Source organism: Pseudomonas sp. R3-41 (assembly GCF_054161485.1).
The window spans coordinates 827414-842249 of the sequence record NZ_CP096421.1; the positions used below are offsets into that span (position 1 = coordinate 827414).

At 63.5% G+C, this 14836-nt stretch carries 9 protein-coding genes and 1 pseudogene; 4 read left to right on the forward strand and 6 right to left on the reverse strand.

The genetic code is table 11. The features are described 5' to 3' along the window. Nucleotides 1-87: 87 nt before the first annotated feature. The 5 genes from M1D99_RS03785 to M1D99_RS03805 form a co-directional block, all read right to left on the reverse strand. The gene (locus M1D99_RS03785; RefSeq protein ID WP_458131388.1) at nt 88-1974 is read right to left on the reverse strand and encodes a TonB-dependent receptor domain-containing protein; all 1887 of its coding nucleotides are present in this window, start codon (nt 1972-1974) and stop codon (nt 88-90) included. 149 nt (nt 1975-2123) lie between these two features. Beyond that, nucleotides 2124-4022 carry a 1-deoxy-D-xylulose-5-phosphate synthase gene (gene dxs / locus M1D99_RS03790; protein WP_458131389.1) on the reverse strand — a complete coding sequence of 633 codons (1899 nt, stop codon included), beginning with the start codon at nt 4020-4022 and terminating at the stop codon, nt 2124-2126. A gap of 113 nt (nt 4023-4135) precedes the next feature. Continuing rightward, nucleotides 4136-5023, reverse strand: coding sequence for a (2E,6E)-farnesyl diphosphate synthase (ispA, locus tag M1D99_RS03795; RefSeq protein WP_186707676.1), 888 nt, complete (start codon nt 5021-5023; stop codon nt 4136-4138). Then, entirely contained in the window at nt 5020-5262 is a 243-nt protein-coding gene (locus M1D99_RS03800) for an exodeoxyribonuclease VII small subunit (RefSeq protein WP_003185917.1), read from the reverse strand. Before M1D99_RS03800 ends, ispA begins: the two co-directional genes overlap by 4 nt. Nucleotides 5263-5481: 219 nt before the next feature. Then, nucleotides 5482-6618: a Fic family protein gene (locus M1D99_RS03805; RefSeq protein ID WP_458131390.1), complete on the reverse strand. Its 1137-nt coding sequence runs from the start codon at nt 6616-6618 to the stop codon at nt 5482-5484. Between the two features lie 476 nt (nt 6619-7094). Here M1D99_RS03805 and M1D99_RS03810 point away from each other — a divergent pair, with 476 nt between their 5' ends. Next, nucleotides 7095-7883, forward strand: a complete 789-nt coding sequence (locus M1D99_RS03810) for a YfaP family protein (RefSeq protein ID WP_458131391.1) — start codon at nt 7095-7097, stop codon at nt 7881-7883. A 514-nt stretch (nt 7884-8397) separates the two neighbouring features. On the opposite strand, the pseudogene M1D99_RS03815 reads toward M1D99_RS03810, so the two are convergent. Further along, a pseudogene (locus M1D99_RS03815) lies at nt 8398-8504 on the reverse strand. Between the two features lie 42 nt (nt 8505-8546). Between M1D99_RS03815 and M1D99_RS03820 the strand changes: the two are divergent. Genes M1D99_RS03820 through M1D99_RS03830 form a run of 3 tightly spaced genes read left to right on the forward strand, consistent with a single transcriptional unit; the run spans nt 8547 to nt 14835 of the window. Beyond that, nucleotides 8547-9626: a DUF2138 family protein gene (locus M1D99_RS03820; protein WP_434574063.1), complete on the forward strand. Its 1080-nt coding sequence runs from the start codon at nt 8547-8549 to the stop codon at nt 9624-9626. Further along, a complete protein-coding gene (locus M1D99_RS03825) occupies nt 9611-10270 on the forward strand; it encodes a DUF1175 domain-containing protein (RefSeq protein ID WP_186710539.1) in 660 nt (219 codons plus the stop codon). Before M1D99_RS03820 ends, M1D99_RS03825 begins: the two co-directional genes overlap by 16 nt. Beyond that, the gene (locus M1D99_RS03830) at nt 10267-14835 is read left to right on the forward strand and encodes an alpha-2-macroglobulin family protein (protein WP_458132114.1); all 4569 of its coding nucleotides are present in this window, start codon (nt 10267-10269) and stop codon (nt 14833-14835) included. Before M1D99_RS03825 ends, M1D99_RS03830 begins: the two co-directional genes overlap by 4 nt. Nucleotide 14836: the final 1 nt, after the last annotated feature.

The window sequence follows — 14836 nt, forward strand, 5'->3', positions numbered from 1 at the left end:
AGGCTCGCTCCCACAGGGGGTATGCATTTCAACTGTGGGAGCGGGCTTGCTCGCGAAGAGGTCCGCTCAAACGCTACAAATCGCGGATCAGAGAGAGGGTGTCCAAGTCACCCCAAACAACCAACTCCGACCTTCCTCCCGATACCCATACTGCCCACCTTCATGGCTATACAGCGCCCGGCTGTACCCTTTGTCCAACAGGTTATCCACCTTCATCTCCAGCTTCACCTCCCGGGTCAACGCCCAACTGCCGCGCAACCCGAGCAGGGCATAGCCGCCCAGGACGTTGCGGTTGTCTTCGTCGTCGTAACTGCTGCTCACCGCTTGCCAGGTGGCACCCAGGCCCAGCCGATCGAATTGCCGATCCAGGTCCAGGCTCAAGGTCCGTCGGGCGCGGCGGGCGAGGGTGTGGCCGGTGTCGCGGTCCCGTGGGTCGATGATGGCCAGGGCCAGATTGCCCTGCCAGCCGAACAGATCCTGCAGGTAGGCCATCTCGAAACCGTTGATCCGCGCCGAGGCGACGTTCTGCGGGCGGGAGTCGCGGCCAAAGATGATCGCGTCCTCCAGGTCGGTGCGGTACAGCGAGGTTTCCAGGCGGGCGCTGTCGCTCAGTTGGCTGCGCCATTGCAGTTCGTAGCTCTTGGCTGTCTCGGGTTTCAGGTCCGGGTTGCTGTAGTCCGGGTAGTACAGGTCGTTGAAGGTCGGCGCGCGGAAGCTTTCGCTGTAGGTCAGCAGCACGTCGTTGTCCGGGTTGACCGGCAGGGTCAGGGTGCCGCTCCAACTGTTCTGTCCACCAAATTGCTGGTTCTGGTCGCGGCGCAGGCCCAGCTCTGTCGAAAAGCTTTCGGCCTGGAAGCGGTGCTGGATAAACGCTGCGCGGTTCCAACGGCTGTCTTCGTCGAACGGCGTGCTGCTGTTGACCCGGTCCTGATACCAGTCGCCACCCACGATCAGGCTGTTGCGCGCGTTCAGGGTCACATCGTTCTGCCAGGTCACGGAGTCGCGGTAGGTGTTGAAGACTTCGCGGACGTCGCTGAGCTTGTCGAAGGTTTTTTCGCGGTTTTCGCTGTGGCCCAGTTCCAGGCGCGACTTCCAGCTGTCGTTGATTCGGCCGTCCATATAGGTGCTGAAGCTGCTCACCGCAAACTCGCTATAGGGTTGCTGGGGCAGGGATTCGAAGGTGGCCGGGTCGAAGCGGCCGAACGGGTTGTCGTATTCGCTCTTGCCGCGGTTATCCAGCAGGTTCAGGCCAACTTCCAAGTCATCGCTGGCGGCATGGCTCAGGCTCAGGCTGAAGGACTGGTTGCGATTGGCATCGTTGTCGCGGTCGCTGGCGTAGGACTCGTGGGTCCGATTGCTGCCGACGCTGTCGTCGAGGCTGGCGCCGAGGTTGAAGCGGGTCTGCTCATCGCCGCCGGACAGGCCTACACTGCGCTCCCAGGTCTGCTGGCTGCCGGCACCCACATGCAGGCGCGGTTGCAGGCCTTGCTCGTTGCCGCGCCGGGTGAAAATCTGGATCACCCCACCCACCGCATCGGCACCGTAGATCACCGAGCGCGAACCGCGCAGCACTTCCACGCGCTCGATCTGGTTGATGTTCAGGCGTTGCAGGTTGCTGTCGCCGGAGGTGGCGTTGCCGATGCGCTGGCCATCCACCAATACCAGGCTCTGGGCTGATTTGGAGCCGCGAATGTAAATCCCTGGCAGGCTGCCGCGCCCACCCAGGGGCGCCACTTGCACGCCGGGCACACGGCTGAGCAGGTCGGTGACGCTGGCCGGTTGCAGGCGGTTGATGTCGTCGCGGGTGAAGATCGTATTGGCGGCACTGCTGTCATTGCGGGCCTCGACCTGGCGGTTGGCGCTGATGACGATGTCGGGCAGCTTCAGGGCCTGGTCGCGTTCGAAGGTGTCGGCGAGCAGGTTGGGGATGGGGATGGGGAGCAGGGCGAGGGCTAGGGTGAGGCGGCGTTTCATGGGTGTTCCGTGATTTCTTGGTCCACACAAAACCAGTGTGGGAGCGGGCTTGCTCGCGAATGCGGTGCATCAGTCAATATCGATGTCGACTGATACACCGCATTCGCGAGCAAGCCCGCTCCCACAAGGGTTCTGCGTTGTTTGAAAAATTACAAGCCTAACAACTGCAACCGCAGCCGCACCGCGGCTTCGATTCCAACCTCGTCCAAACCGCATTCGGCCAGCATCTGCGCCGGCTTGGCGTGTTCGACGTAGACATCGGGCAGGCCCAGGTGCAGCACCGACTTGAGGATGTTTTCCCGCGCCAGGAACTCGCTGACCGCTGCGCCGGCGCCGCCCATGATGGCGTTCTCCTCGACGGTCACCAGCAGTTCATGGCTGCCGGCCATCTCGCGCACCAGGGTTTCGTCCAGGGGTTTGACGAAACGCATGTCCACCACAGTGGCATCGAGTTTTTCGGCGACTTTCAAGGCCTCGGCCAGTTGCACGCCGAACACCAGCAGGGCGGTTTGCTTGCCCTGGCGGCGAATCACGCCCTTGCCGATCTCGATGGGCTCGAGGTCGGCCGAGATCGTCGCGTTCGGGCCGGTGCCACGCGGGTAGCGCACCGCCGCCGGGCCATTGAACAGGTGGCCGGTGGTGAGCATCTTGCGCAGCTCGTTTTCATCGCTCGGGGTCATCACCAGCATGCCGGGGATGCAGCGCAGGAACGACAGGTCGAAGCTGCCAGCATGAGTCGGGCCGTCTTCGCCCACCAGGCCGGCGCGGTCGATGGCGAACAACACATCGAGGTTCTGCACCGCCACGTCATGGATCAATTGGTCATAGGCCCGCTGCAGGAATGTCGAGTAGATCGCCACCACCGGCTTGGCGCCTTCACAGGCCATGCCGGCGGCGAGGGTCACGGCGTGCTGCTCGGCAATCGCCACGTCGAAATAGCGCTGCGGGTAGCGTTCGCTGAAGGCCACCAGGTCCGAGCCTTCCTTCATCGCCGGGGTGATGCCCACCAGGCGCGGGTCGGCGGCGGCCATGTCGCACAGCCATTGGCCAAAGACGCCGGAATATTTCGGTCCGCCGGCTTTTTTCGGCGCGGCCGCCGGGCCGTCCAGGGGTTCGAGCTTGGTGATGGCGTGGTAGCCAATCGGGTCGACTTCCGCCGGGGCGAAGCCTTTGCCTTTCTTGGTGACCACGTGCAGGAACTGCGGGCCCTTGAGGTCACGCATGTTGCGCAGGGTGGCGATCAGGGTAGGCAGGTCATGGCCATCGATGGGGCCGATGTAGTTCCAGCCCAGTTCTTCGAACAGCGTGCCGGGGACCAGCATGCCCTTGGCATATTCTTCGGTGCGGCGGGCGATTTCCCAGGCGCCGGGCAGGCGCGACAAGACCTTCTTGCTGCCTTCGCGCATGCTTGCGTAGGTGCGGCTGGAGAGGATCTTCGCCAGGTAGTTGGACAAACCGCCAACGTTGCGCGAGATCGACATGTCGTTGTCGTTGAGGATCACCAGCATGTTGGCGTCGACTTCCGGCGCGTGGTTCAGCGCTTCGAAGGCCATGCCCGCGGTCAGTGCGCCGTCGCCGATCACGGCAATCGCCTTGCGCTCGCTGTTTTGCAGGCGGGCGGCAATCGCCATGCCCAGGGCGGCGCTGATGGACGTACTGGAGTGGCCGACGCCAAAGGTGTCGTATTCGCTCTCGGAGCGACGCGGGAAGGCGGCGATGCCATCCTTCTGGCGCAGCGTGCCCATGCGCTCGCGACGATCGGTGAGGATCTTGTGCGGGTAGGCCTGGTGTCCGACGTCCCACACCAGCCGGTCGTCCGGGGTGTCGAACACGTAATGCAGCGCGATCGTCAGCTCGATGACGCCCAGGCCTGCACCGAAGTGCCCACCGGTCTGGCCGACCGTATAGAGCAATTCCAGGCGCAACTCATCGGCCAGGGTTTCCAGCTCGGCTTCACCCAGGCGACGCAGGCCGTCCGGCGTGTTGGCGCGGTCCAGCAGGGGCGTGGTCGGGCGCTTGCGGGGGATCTCTTGAAACGTCGTGGGCATCAGGCGAATCGTTATAGGTATAGAAAGAGGCGGCAGTTTACCTTATGCATCGCAAGCTGCCCACGCGTAGGCCGGAACTTGGCCGATACGCAATCTTTAGGGTTGACCTTGTATCAGCTGCGTCGTTCGACGATATAACGCGCCAAGTCGCGCAACGGCTCTGCCGCCGCGTCAAAGGGTCGCAGCGCGGCCAGGGCCTGGTCGCGCAACTCCAGGGCATAGGCCTTGGCCGCGTCGAGGCCGAGCAGGGCCGGGTAGGTCGGCTTGTCGCGCGCGATATCTGCGCCCTGGCGTTTGCCCAGGGTCTGGGTATCGCTTTCGACGTCAAGGATGTCGTCCTGCACCTGGAACGCCAGGCCGATGGCCCGGGCGTAGGTCTGCAAGGCTTGCAGTTGTGCGGGGGTGGCCCGACCGCTGGCCAGGGCGCCGAGTTTGACGCTGGCTTCGATCAAGGCACCGGTCTTGTGCCGGTGCATGTATTCCAGCGCGCCCTGGTCCAGCTTCAGGCCCACCGAGCCCAGGTCGATGGCCTGGCCGCCGACCATTCCGGCAGGGCCTGCCGCCAACGCCAGGGCGCTGACCATGTCCAGGCGAACCTGCGCTGGGCAATCGCTCAGGGCCGGGTCCAGCAGTGCGCTAAAGGCCAGGCTCTGCAAGCCGTCGCCAGCCAGGATCGCGCAGGCTTCGTCGAATTGCTTGTGAGTGGTCGGCTGGCCGCGGCGCAGGTCGTCATCGTCCATGGCCGGCAGATCGTCGTGCACCAGCGAATAGGCATGGATCAGTTCCACCGCGCAGGCGGCGCCGTTGGCCTGTTCGGCCTGGCCGCCCAAGGCTTCGCACGCGGCATAGGCCAGCAGCGGCCGTACACGTTTGCCGCCGTTCATCACGCTGTAGCGCATGGCTTCGTACAGGCGCGCCAGTTCTGGGCTCGGGGCGCTGAACAAAGTATCCAGTGCAGCATTGACCCGGGCCTGGCTGCTGGCCTGATACGCGCCGATCATTCAGGTTGTTCCGCGTCGAAAGGCTCTTCGGTCAGTTCACCGTCGCGTTCGAGCAGCAATTGCACCTTCTGCTCGGCCTGGGCCAGCGCCGCCTGGCAGTCGCGAGTCAAGCCGATACCCTGCTCGAAGGCGGTCAGCGAGTCTTCCAGCGACAATTCGCCGTTCTCCAGGCGTTCGACCAGCGTTTGCAGGTCGGCCAGAGATTGTTCGAAATCCAGTGCAGCTTTTTTGCGGGCCATGGCGGCTATTCCGGTTGACTGTTAAACCGGCGCGACACTAGCAGACATGGGGTGTTCGGGCAAATCAGGGCGGGGTAACGCGGGCTGTGATCCAGTGCTTTTGTGGCGAGGGAGCTTGCTCCCGCTCGAGCGCGCAGCGGTCGCAAACTGGATCGACCCGGCGGGTTTGGGGCTGCTGCGCAGCCCAGCGGGAGCAAGCTCCCTCGCCACAATCGGTATTCAGTTGTCTGGATAGTTGATTCTGTACCGGGTGCTGCGTCCGCCACCGGGCATCCGCTCCAGGCAGCCTTTTTCCAGCAGTTCCGCCAGGTGTCGCGTGGCCGTCGCCTTTGAGACCTTGGCCACGGCCTGGTATTGAGCGGCACTGATCCCCTGTTCGAACCCTTTTTTATCTCCATCGAGTAGCCGGTTAAGCACTTTGGTCTGTTCAGGGGTGAGAGCTGAGGCGCGATGGGCCTGCCAGAACCGTGTCTTGCCCAGCACGCTTTCGATTTGCGCCATCGCGGTGTGCAGGCTGCGCAACAGCGTTTGCAGAAACCAGGTCAGCCAGGCGGTGATATCCAGCGTGGCCTTCTGGCTGTTTTCAAGGATTCGGTAATAACCGGCGCGGTCATCCAGGATGCTTGCGGACATGGCGTAGAAGCGGATCGCCTGGGCCTCGCCCTGGGCCAATGCCAGGTCGGTCAGGGTGCGGGTCAGGCGGCCATTGCCATCGTCGAATGGGTGCAGGGTGACAAACCAGAAATGAGCGATGCCGGCTCGCAGCAACGGGTCGAGATCGACCTGATGACGGCTCGCCTCGAACCAGTCGACAAACCGCTGCAACTGCTCTTCAATACCCTTGCGCGGGGGGGCTTCGAAGTGAACGGTAGGTCGGTCCAGCCTGCCCGAGACCACTTGCATCGGTTCATCGGCGCGTAGCGTGTCGACGCGGATCTGCCGATGAGCCAGATCGTTGGTTTGATCAGGAAACAGCCACTCGTGCCAATCCAGCAAGCGCTCGACAGTCAGCGGCTGGTTGAAATGCCGGGTTGCGTCCAGCAACAGATTCGCCAAGCCCTCGCTGCGTGGGCTGGCGGGATTATCGTCGACGGGCTCCAGGCCCAGTCGGCGAGCCAAGGACGAGCGCACCGAACCCACATTCAATTGTTCTCCTTCGATGGCCGAGGAGGTCACGATGTTTTGCAGCAAGGCATCCAGTTCGTTCTGGGCGCTTAGCGAAGCCGTGACCGTGCCCGTCATGCCAAGCAATTGACCTTGGGCCTGCACGCATTCTCGCAGCAGCGGTGCCAATGCTTCAGCTTGCCAGTGGAAGTCGGGCCAATCGGGCTGTTGCCAGAGCCAATGAGGTGCCATGAGCCTGTCCAGATATGAATGAGCCGAATAATAGCGCTATTCGGCTCATTTCGTGAGCCGAATAAATCCCCTATTCGGCTCACACCTCTCCCAGTACGTGATTTCCCACACAGAATCGCGTGTTCCCCGATTGTGAAAAATCCGTCAAATGGCTACTCTTCGCGCCATCTACGGCCCCTTGTAACGGCAATGCCGTTCACTTAAGAAGAATGATGACCCTGTGGCGAGGGAGCTTGCTCCCGCTCGGCTGCGAAGCAGTCGTAAACCGGCGGGTGCGGTGTGTCTGATACGCCGCAATTGGCAGGTTTTGGGGCCGCTTCGCGGCCCAGCGGGAGCAAGCTCCCTCGCCACGGGTTTATCGATTGCCTTAAGTGAACAGCATTGCCTTGTAACGGGGCCCTCAGACGAAACCCGAATAATTACAAGCAGCGCCCTGGAAGGGCGCCGGGTTGCGTCGTGCATGGCAGGAGGCATACGTGCGTTTTCTTTCTTTATTGATCGTGTTGCTCGGTGCGCCGTTGGCGTGGGCCGCGCCTTCGGCTGAAATGTCGGAGCCGGTGGGCGGCTGGCGCTACAGCGGCTTGCTCGATCGTACGGAAAACCCTCAAGTCGCGTATCCCACGCCACCCATCGACCGCGGCATCCAGCGCAACCGCACGATGATCGAAGGGCAAATCAAGGCGATGGGCACGGCGCGCCAGCCCCACAGCCTGGCGGTCAACGGCAATCCACTGAATCTCTATACCGACGACGAAGGACGGTTCGCCCGGCCGTATGCGTTCGGCGCCGGCTCCAACAGCGTCGAGGTGCGCAGCTCCGAAGGCCAGTCCCTCAAGCGCGTGCAATTCTATGAAGCCAACAACCTGCGCACCCCGGCGCAGATCCGCGTGGTGCTGGGCTGGGACGACCCCAAGGCCGAGCTCGACCTGCATATCGTCACACCCGACGGCCAACATGCCTTCTTCAGTCGCCCGGCGCTGACCAACGGCGGCGGCCTCGACCCGGATGGCGTCGACGGTCCCGGCCCTGAGATGTTCACCATGACCGCGCCGATGCACGGCATCTACCTGGTCTACGTGAACTATTGGGGCAACTACGGCAGCGGCGGCTACAACTTCGATGAGACCAGCAACCAGAACGAGGTGATCACCTCGCAGATCAACCTGGTGCTCAACGAAAACACCGTCGATGAAAAACGCGAGACCTTTGTCGTGCCCCTGCGCGCCATTGGCGATCTGTTGCTGGTCAAGACTTTCAACTACTAAATCCGCTCCACGGATGAACAGGCCCTTGTGAATATGAGCGACAACACTGCTTCCCCGACCACGCCGACACCTGTCGCCAAACCTGTGCGCCGCTGGCCGGCGATACTGATCGGGCTGTGCCTGGTCGCCGGTGTGGCCGCCGGGCTGGGCTGGTTCATCAACAAGCCCAAGGCGCCGCCCATGGCGTTGGCATTGGAAAAACTCGGCCTGAGCCGTCCCGACGGCTTGCTCGAGACCCATTCCCTGAGCCAGTTGCCCAAGGACCTGTTGGCGGTGCCGTTCCTCAAGGCCACGCTCACCGAGGATTTCGTCTTCTATTACGAAGCCCACGCCGACCGTCTCGGGCTGATCGGCAGCCTGCGCCGGATCATCTACGAGCATGACCTCAAGCTGCAGGACAGCCTGATCGAAGCGCTTTTCGACCAGCCGGCCGACGTCGCGTTGTGGCGCGGTGCGGACGGTCGCCTCAAGGATTTCCTATTGGTGATGGATCGCGGCGGCCTGGCAAAGGTGCTGGAGCCGTTGGCGAAAGTCGCCTTGGATGACACGCAACTGAGCAAGCTCAGCGACCTCAAGGTCGGCGGTGACGACGTCGCGCTTTACCAGCTCAGCTACAACGCCAGCAAATCCCTGGCCTTCGCCTCCCACGGCGACAAACTGGTCGTGCTGTCCAACCCGACCAAGCTGTACGACCCGGCCAGCGGGTCGGCGGTTGAGCCGGGCAGCGTTTCGACGACCGCCCTGGCGGCCTTGCTCAACGGCGAAAAACTGTTCCCTGAAGCCTTTGGCCTGCCGACCAAGGCGCCGGAGGTCAAGCAACGCATTTCGGTCAACGCCAGCGTGCTCGCCATGGGCTACCAGCGGTTCATCCCGAACTTCGCCGGCTTGCGCTTCGACATGGACGACAAGGGCTGGCACAGCTTCCTGGCCCTGGACGAGCAGGAAAACCAGCCGGACTTCGACTTCAAGCCAATCTGGCAAGCCATGCCCATGGGTGCCAGCGCTTGCGTGGCCTTGCCCCTGGCCGCCGAGCAGCAGAAACCATTGCTGGTGAAACTGGGCGCCGACGAAAAAGCCGCCCAGGCCATGGTCGATCATGTGACCGGTGCCGCCGGCCTGTGCTGGTACGCCGATTCGCGGCTGTACACGCCGCTGTTGGTGGCAAGCCTGAATGACGATGACGGCAAGCTCGACGCCGACCTGGGCAACCTGTTCGGTTCGATGGTCGGCGCCTATGAAAACAACGTCGCCGAACACGCTTTCCCGGTAGTGGAAAAGCAAGCAGGTTCGACTCACCAATGGCAACGCCAGGTCAGCTCCAACTTCGGGCCCTATTCGGCCAAGGAAGCCGAGCAACCCGAAGCGATTACCGGCAAGGCGTTCCTGCGGGTCAGCCTGGCCCGTCATGGCTCGACCTTGCTGTTCTCCCTCGACGACAAATTGGTGGACAAGGCCCTCGGCACCCTCGACAAGCGCTTCCCGCCCATGGCCGAGGTGGTGCCCCAAGACCTGCTGATGCCGGTCTACTTCGGCCCGGATTCCATGGCGCAACTGATGCAGCGCGAAACCCTCGACAGCCTGCCCCAGGACATGGAGCCGGTGTTCTACAACGCCGCGCAAACCTACCTGATCCCGAAACTGCGCACCCTCGGCGGCTACGGCAAATACGCCCTGACCTTGCCCGCGGGCAGCGAGCCGGACGGCCATTGGCAGTGGCTGCCGCTGGAATGGAAAGCGCTGTGACCGCACTGATCCGCAACCCTGCGTTGACGCTGCTGCTGGCGCTGCTGCTCGGCGGGCCGGCGCGTGCCGTCGAGGCGCCGGCGTTGGACGTGCAGCAGTCCCAGGTCTTTCGCGCCTGGTTCGTGCGCATTGCCCAGGAACAGCTGACCAAAGGCCCGAGCCCACGCTGGTACCAGCAGGATTGCGCCGGGCTGGTGCGTTTCGCTGCCAACGAAGCCCTGAAGGTCCACGATGAAAAATGGCTGCGCAGCAATGGCCTGTCCAATCGCTACCTGCCCCCGGAACTGCCCCTCAGCGATGCGCAACGGCGCCTCGCCCAGCAGTGGCAGCAGGGCGGCGGCAAGGTCGGGCCCTACGTCAACGCCATCAAGCTGATCCAGTTCAACAGTCGCCTGGTGGGCCGCGATGTCGCCCAGGCCCGCCCCGGCGACCTGATGTTCTTCGATCAGGGCGATGACCAGCACTTGATGATCTGGATGGGCCGCTACATCGCCTATCACACCGGCACCACAACCCCTACCGACAACGGCATGCGCTCCGCAAGCCTGCAACAACTCATGAACTGGAAGGACACCCGATGGATACCCGACGCAGCCAACCCCAACTTCATCGGCGTCTATCGACTCAACTTTCTCTCCCAATGACCGGTGCCCGCATGCTGCGCTTGTGTTCAAAACTGCCCCTGCTGTTCGCCCTGTTGCTGGCACCTCTGGTTAATGCCGAAGACACGGTGGAGCCCAGCGGCTACACGCCGGTGTCCGGCGAAAGCTTTTTCCTGCTGGCCGACAGCAGTTTTGCCAGCGACGAACAGGCCATGGTTCGCCTCGAAGCGCCGGGCCGCGACTACCGTCGGTACCGCATGGAACCCTACGGCGGCGCCGACATCCGCGTCTATCGCATCGAAAAACCGCTGGAGTTCCTCAAGCGCCAGAAAAACCTGCACCGCGTGGTCAGCGACGGCCAGTTCAAGGGCGAAGGCCTGTCGAACACCCTCGCGTACCTGTGGGACAACTGGTACCGCAAGTCCCGTCGAGTGATGCAACGGGCGTTCTCCTACGAATCGCGCCAGCACGTCACCGAGCAAGTGCCGGAACTTAGGATCGGCGACGCCCTGGTCGCGCCGACCCCGTACGAGGCACCGGCCCAATTCGCCTTGATTCCGGGCTTGCCGGTGGTCAGCCAGTTCCGTTATCCGCTGTGGCAGGCCAAGCCGATCCAGCCGCCGGCGGGGGTCAACCTGGCGGGTTCGTCCAGCGAGTTCGTCAGCGTCGCTCCGGGCAACGTCTACGTGCCGCTGGGCCAGTTGAAGCCAGGCCTGTACCTGGTGGAAGCGCTGATCGGCAAATACCGCGCGACCACCATGGTCTTCGTCTCCAACACGGTGGCCGTGAGCAAGATTGCCGGCGATGAATTGCTGGTCTGGGCCGCACGCAAGCATGAAGGGCGTTCGGTGCCCAAGGTCAACGTGCTGTGGACCGACGGCCTGGGCGTGATGAGCAGCGGTGCCACCGATGAAGACGGCCTGCTGCGCCTCAAGCACGTCAGCCCGGAGCGTTCGTTCGTCATTGGTGAGGACGAGGAGGGCGGCGTATTCGTTTCGGAAAACTTCTACTACGACAGCGAAATCTACGACACCAAGCTGTATGCCTTCACCGACCGGCCGCTGTACCGGCCGGGGGATTGGGTGTCGCTGAAAATCGTCGGTCGCGAGTTCAAGAACGCCCGTGACTCGGTGCAACCGACCGCCGCCGACGTCAATGTCAGCGTCCTCGACGCCACCGGCACCGCGCTGCAAACCCTGGCCCTGAAGCTCGACTCCAAGGCCGGCACCCAAGGCCGTTTCCAATTGCCGGAAAACGCCGTGGCCGGTGGTTATGAGCTGCGCTTCAGTTACAAGGACCAGCTCTACAGCAGCGCCTTTCGCGTGGCCGAATACATCAAGCCGCACTTCGAGATCGCCCTGAACCTGGCCAAGCAGGATTACCGCACTGGCGAGCCGGTCAAGGGCAACCTCGTGCTGCTGTACCCGGACGGCAAGCCGGTGGTGAATGCCACGGTGAGCCTGAGCCTGCGGGCCCAGCAACTGTCGATGGTCGATAACGAGCTGCAATACCTGGGGCAATTCCCGGTGGAACTGACCAGCAGCGAAGTGACCACCGATGCCAAGGGCAACGCGACCCTCGACCTGCCGGCCGCCGACAAGCCGAGCCGCTACACGCTCACCGTGTTCGCCAGCGATGGCGCGGCGTATCGGGTCAAGACCACCAAGGAAATCCTCATCGACCGTGGCGCGGCGAATTTCCGCCTGAGCGCTCCCCAGCGGTTCAGCGCCGCCGGCCAGAAGGTGTCGTTCAGCTACGCCAACGAAGGCGGCACCGAACAGGCCAAGGCTGTGACACCCGGCAGCTACGCCTGGGTGCGCCTGGAAGACCAGAGCACCGGCGAAGGCAAGCTGGCGGCCAAGGACAAGGGCTTCAGCCTGACCTTCGAGCGTCCCGGCACCTACAACCTGACGCTCAAGGACGACCACGGTCGGGTCATCGGTGCGGCCGCCCACGCGGTGACCGGTGAAGGCATCAAGGCCGTGCCGGGCACGGTCGAGATTGTCTTCGACAAGCCTGAGTACAAGACCGGTGACGAAGCGCTGGCGCTGATCACCTTTCCCGAGCCGGTCAGCGATGCGTTGCTGTCGCTTGAGCGGGACAAGGTCGAGGCCACGGCGCTGCTGTCCAAGGGTGGCGACTGGCTGAAGATGGAAAAGCTCAGCGACACCCAATACCGCGCGCGCATTGCCGTGAAGGATAGCTTTGCGCCCAACCTGACGTTCTCGGTGCTGTACACCAAGGGCGGCCAGTACAGCTTCCAGAACGCCGGCATCAAGGTGATCACGCCGCAGATCGATGTGGCTGTCGTCACCGACAAAGCCACCTATCGTCCGGGCGACACGGTGACCGTGGACCTGAGCACCCAGTTCGCCGGCAAGGCGATCCCGGCGCACCTGACGGTCAGCGTGGTCGATGAGATGGTCTACGCCCTGCAACCGGAAGTGGCGCCGACCATCGACCAGTTCTTCTATCACCCGCGTCGCAACAACGTGCGCACCAGTGCCAGCCTGTCGTTCATCAGCTATGACGTGGCGCTGCCAGGTAGCCCCGGCGCGCCGGGCAAGGCCAACCGTAGCGAGCGGGGGGTCAAGGTGCTGGAGCGGCCACGGCGTGAAGACGTCGACACCGCTGCCTGGCAACCGGAGCTGGTCACCGACGCCAACGGCAAGGCCCGCTTCACCTTCAAGATGCCGGACTCGCTGACCCGCTGGCGCATCACGGCCAAGGCGATCGCTGACGACGGCCAAGTCGGCCAGAAGAAGCAGTTCATTGCGTCGGAAAAACCGCTGTACCTGAAGTGGAGCGGCCCGACCCGCTTCCGCACGGGCGACAAGCCGCAACTGGGCCTGTTCGCCTTCAGCCAATCGGAAAAAACCCTGAAGGCCGAGCTGCTGATCCGTTACGCCGGTGCTGAACAGCGCGTGGTGGCGGAGCTGAAAAACGGCATCAACTACGTGGCGCTGCCGGCCCTGGAATTGAGCAGCGGCGACTTGACCGTGCAGTTGCAATTGAACGGCGAAACCCAGGACGCCCTGGCCATGCACCTGAACGCCAGCGGCAACGGCTGGCAAGTGACCCAGAGCCAGCGCCTTGATGTGGCCAGTGGCGACACACCGCTGACCTTGCCGACCGACGCCAGCGATATTCGCCTGCGCCTGGATGACAGCCCGCAAGCGTTGTTCCGTTCGGCCCTGGATGACCTGCTGAGCTACCCCTACGGTGGCGTCGAGCAGACCGCCAGCCGCCTGTTGCCGTTGAGCATCGCCTATCCGACCCTGGCGTCGAATCCGCAGATCCGCGACCGCTTGCGCTTGATCATGCAGAACAGCCGCTTGCGCCTGGTGCAGATGGCCGGGCCGTCGGCGAGCTTCACCTGGTGGGGCCAGGACGGTGAGCCAGATGCCTTCCTCACCGCCTATGCCTATTACGCCGACTGGCACGCCAGCCAGGCCCTGGACCTGAGCCTGCCGCCGGAACACTGGCAGCGGGTGTTGGAGGTCTACGCCAAGGAGGCAGCGGATACACCGCTGCTGCAACGTGCGTTGATCCTGTCGTTCGCCAAGCAGATGCAACTGCCGGTGAATACCTTGCTCAGTGGCTTGATGGACGACCTGGCGAAAGCCAGTGAAGACAGCACCGAGAGCGTGCTGGACAGCGGCGAAGACAGCCTGGTCATGTATGCGCCGGACTCCGCCCTTGGCCTGGCCAGCGCCCGTGTCCTGACCGCATCCCTCGCCAAGCAGGCGAAGGTGCCGTTGCCCGCAGCCTTCAGCCGCCAGGCCGACGCCGCGCAACAGCAACTGGAGCTGAGCTCGCAGCCTTTCGTCGAGGCTTTGCTGCTGTCGCTGCAGAGCTTCGATCAAGCCCGCGCCACGGCACTGCTGGAGCGCGTGCTGCCGCAGCAGTCCACCCTGGAACGGGCGCTGGCCCTGACCTGGTTGCAACGCAGCATCGAACAGGCCGCGCCGGCCGTGGCCCTGGCGCCGGGCGAAGGCTGGGTTGCCAAGCAAGGCGCGACCGGTGAAACCTACTGGCAATGGCAGGGCGCGCAGCTTCCAACGATGCTGACCCTGAACGGTGCCGAGGAGCGTCCACTGCAAGCGGCATTGAGCTTCCAGAGCCAGCAAGCGCCGGTGGCACCGATGGCCGTGTCGATCACCCGGCGCCTGTCGCGCTTGGTGCCGGGCGACGAGGCCTTCACCTTCAAGCTCGAAGCCGTGGGCAACAAACCGTTGTCCAGCGACAGCCTCTACCTGGATGAAGTGATCATCAACAGCAAGGCTCCGACGCCACTGCGCTACGGCATGCTCGAAGTACCGTTGCCGCCGGGCGCCGACGTGGAACGCACCACCTGGGGCATCCAGTTGATGGGCAAGGCCGACAGCGAGCCGACGTCCCTGGAAAAGGCGCGCTTCGAGCCGGGCCAGATGGCCTATGCGATACCGCTGGACGCCCTCAGTGGCGAGCTGCGCCTGCGGCACTTGGTGCGCTTCTCCCAGAAAGGCCAGTTCACCTTGCCGCCGGTGCGCTTCACCCAGGTCTATGCACCACAGAATCAGGCTCGCGAACAGAAACCGGCGCTCGGTCAGGTGACGGTCAACTGAC

Excerpts from the sequence above, each read along its gene's own strand:
- M1D99_RS03805 (WP_458131390.1), bottom strand. The coding sequence starts at position 6,618 with ATGGCACCTCATTGGCTCTGGCAACAGCCCGATTGGCCCGACTTCCAC.
- M1D99_RS03785 (WP_458131388.1), bottom strand. The coding sequence starts at position 1,974 with ATGAAACGCCGCCTCACCCTAGCCCTCGCCCTGCTCCCCATCCCCATC.
- M1D99_RS03825 (WP_186710539.1), top strand. The coding sequence starts at position 9,611 with ATGGAAAGCGCTGTGACCGCACTGATCCGCAACCCTGCGTTGACGCTG.
- M1D99_RS03830 (WP_458132114.1), top strand. The coding sequence starts at position 10,267 with ATGACCGGTGCCCGCATGCTGCGCTTGTGTTCAAAACTGCCCCTGCTG.
- ispA (WP_186707676.1), bottom strand. The coding sequence starts at position 5,023 with ATGATCGGCGCGTATCAGGCCAGCAGCCAGGCCCGGGTCAATGCTGCA.
- M1D99_RS03800 (WP_003185917.1), bottom strand. The coding sequence starts at position 5,262 with ATGGCCCGCAAAAAAGCTGCACTGGATTTCGAACAATCTCTGGCCGAC.
- dxs (WP_458131389.1), bottom strand. The coding sequence starts at position 4,022 with ATGCCCACGACGTTTCAAGAGATCCCCCGCAAGCGCCCGACCACGCCC.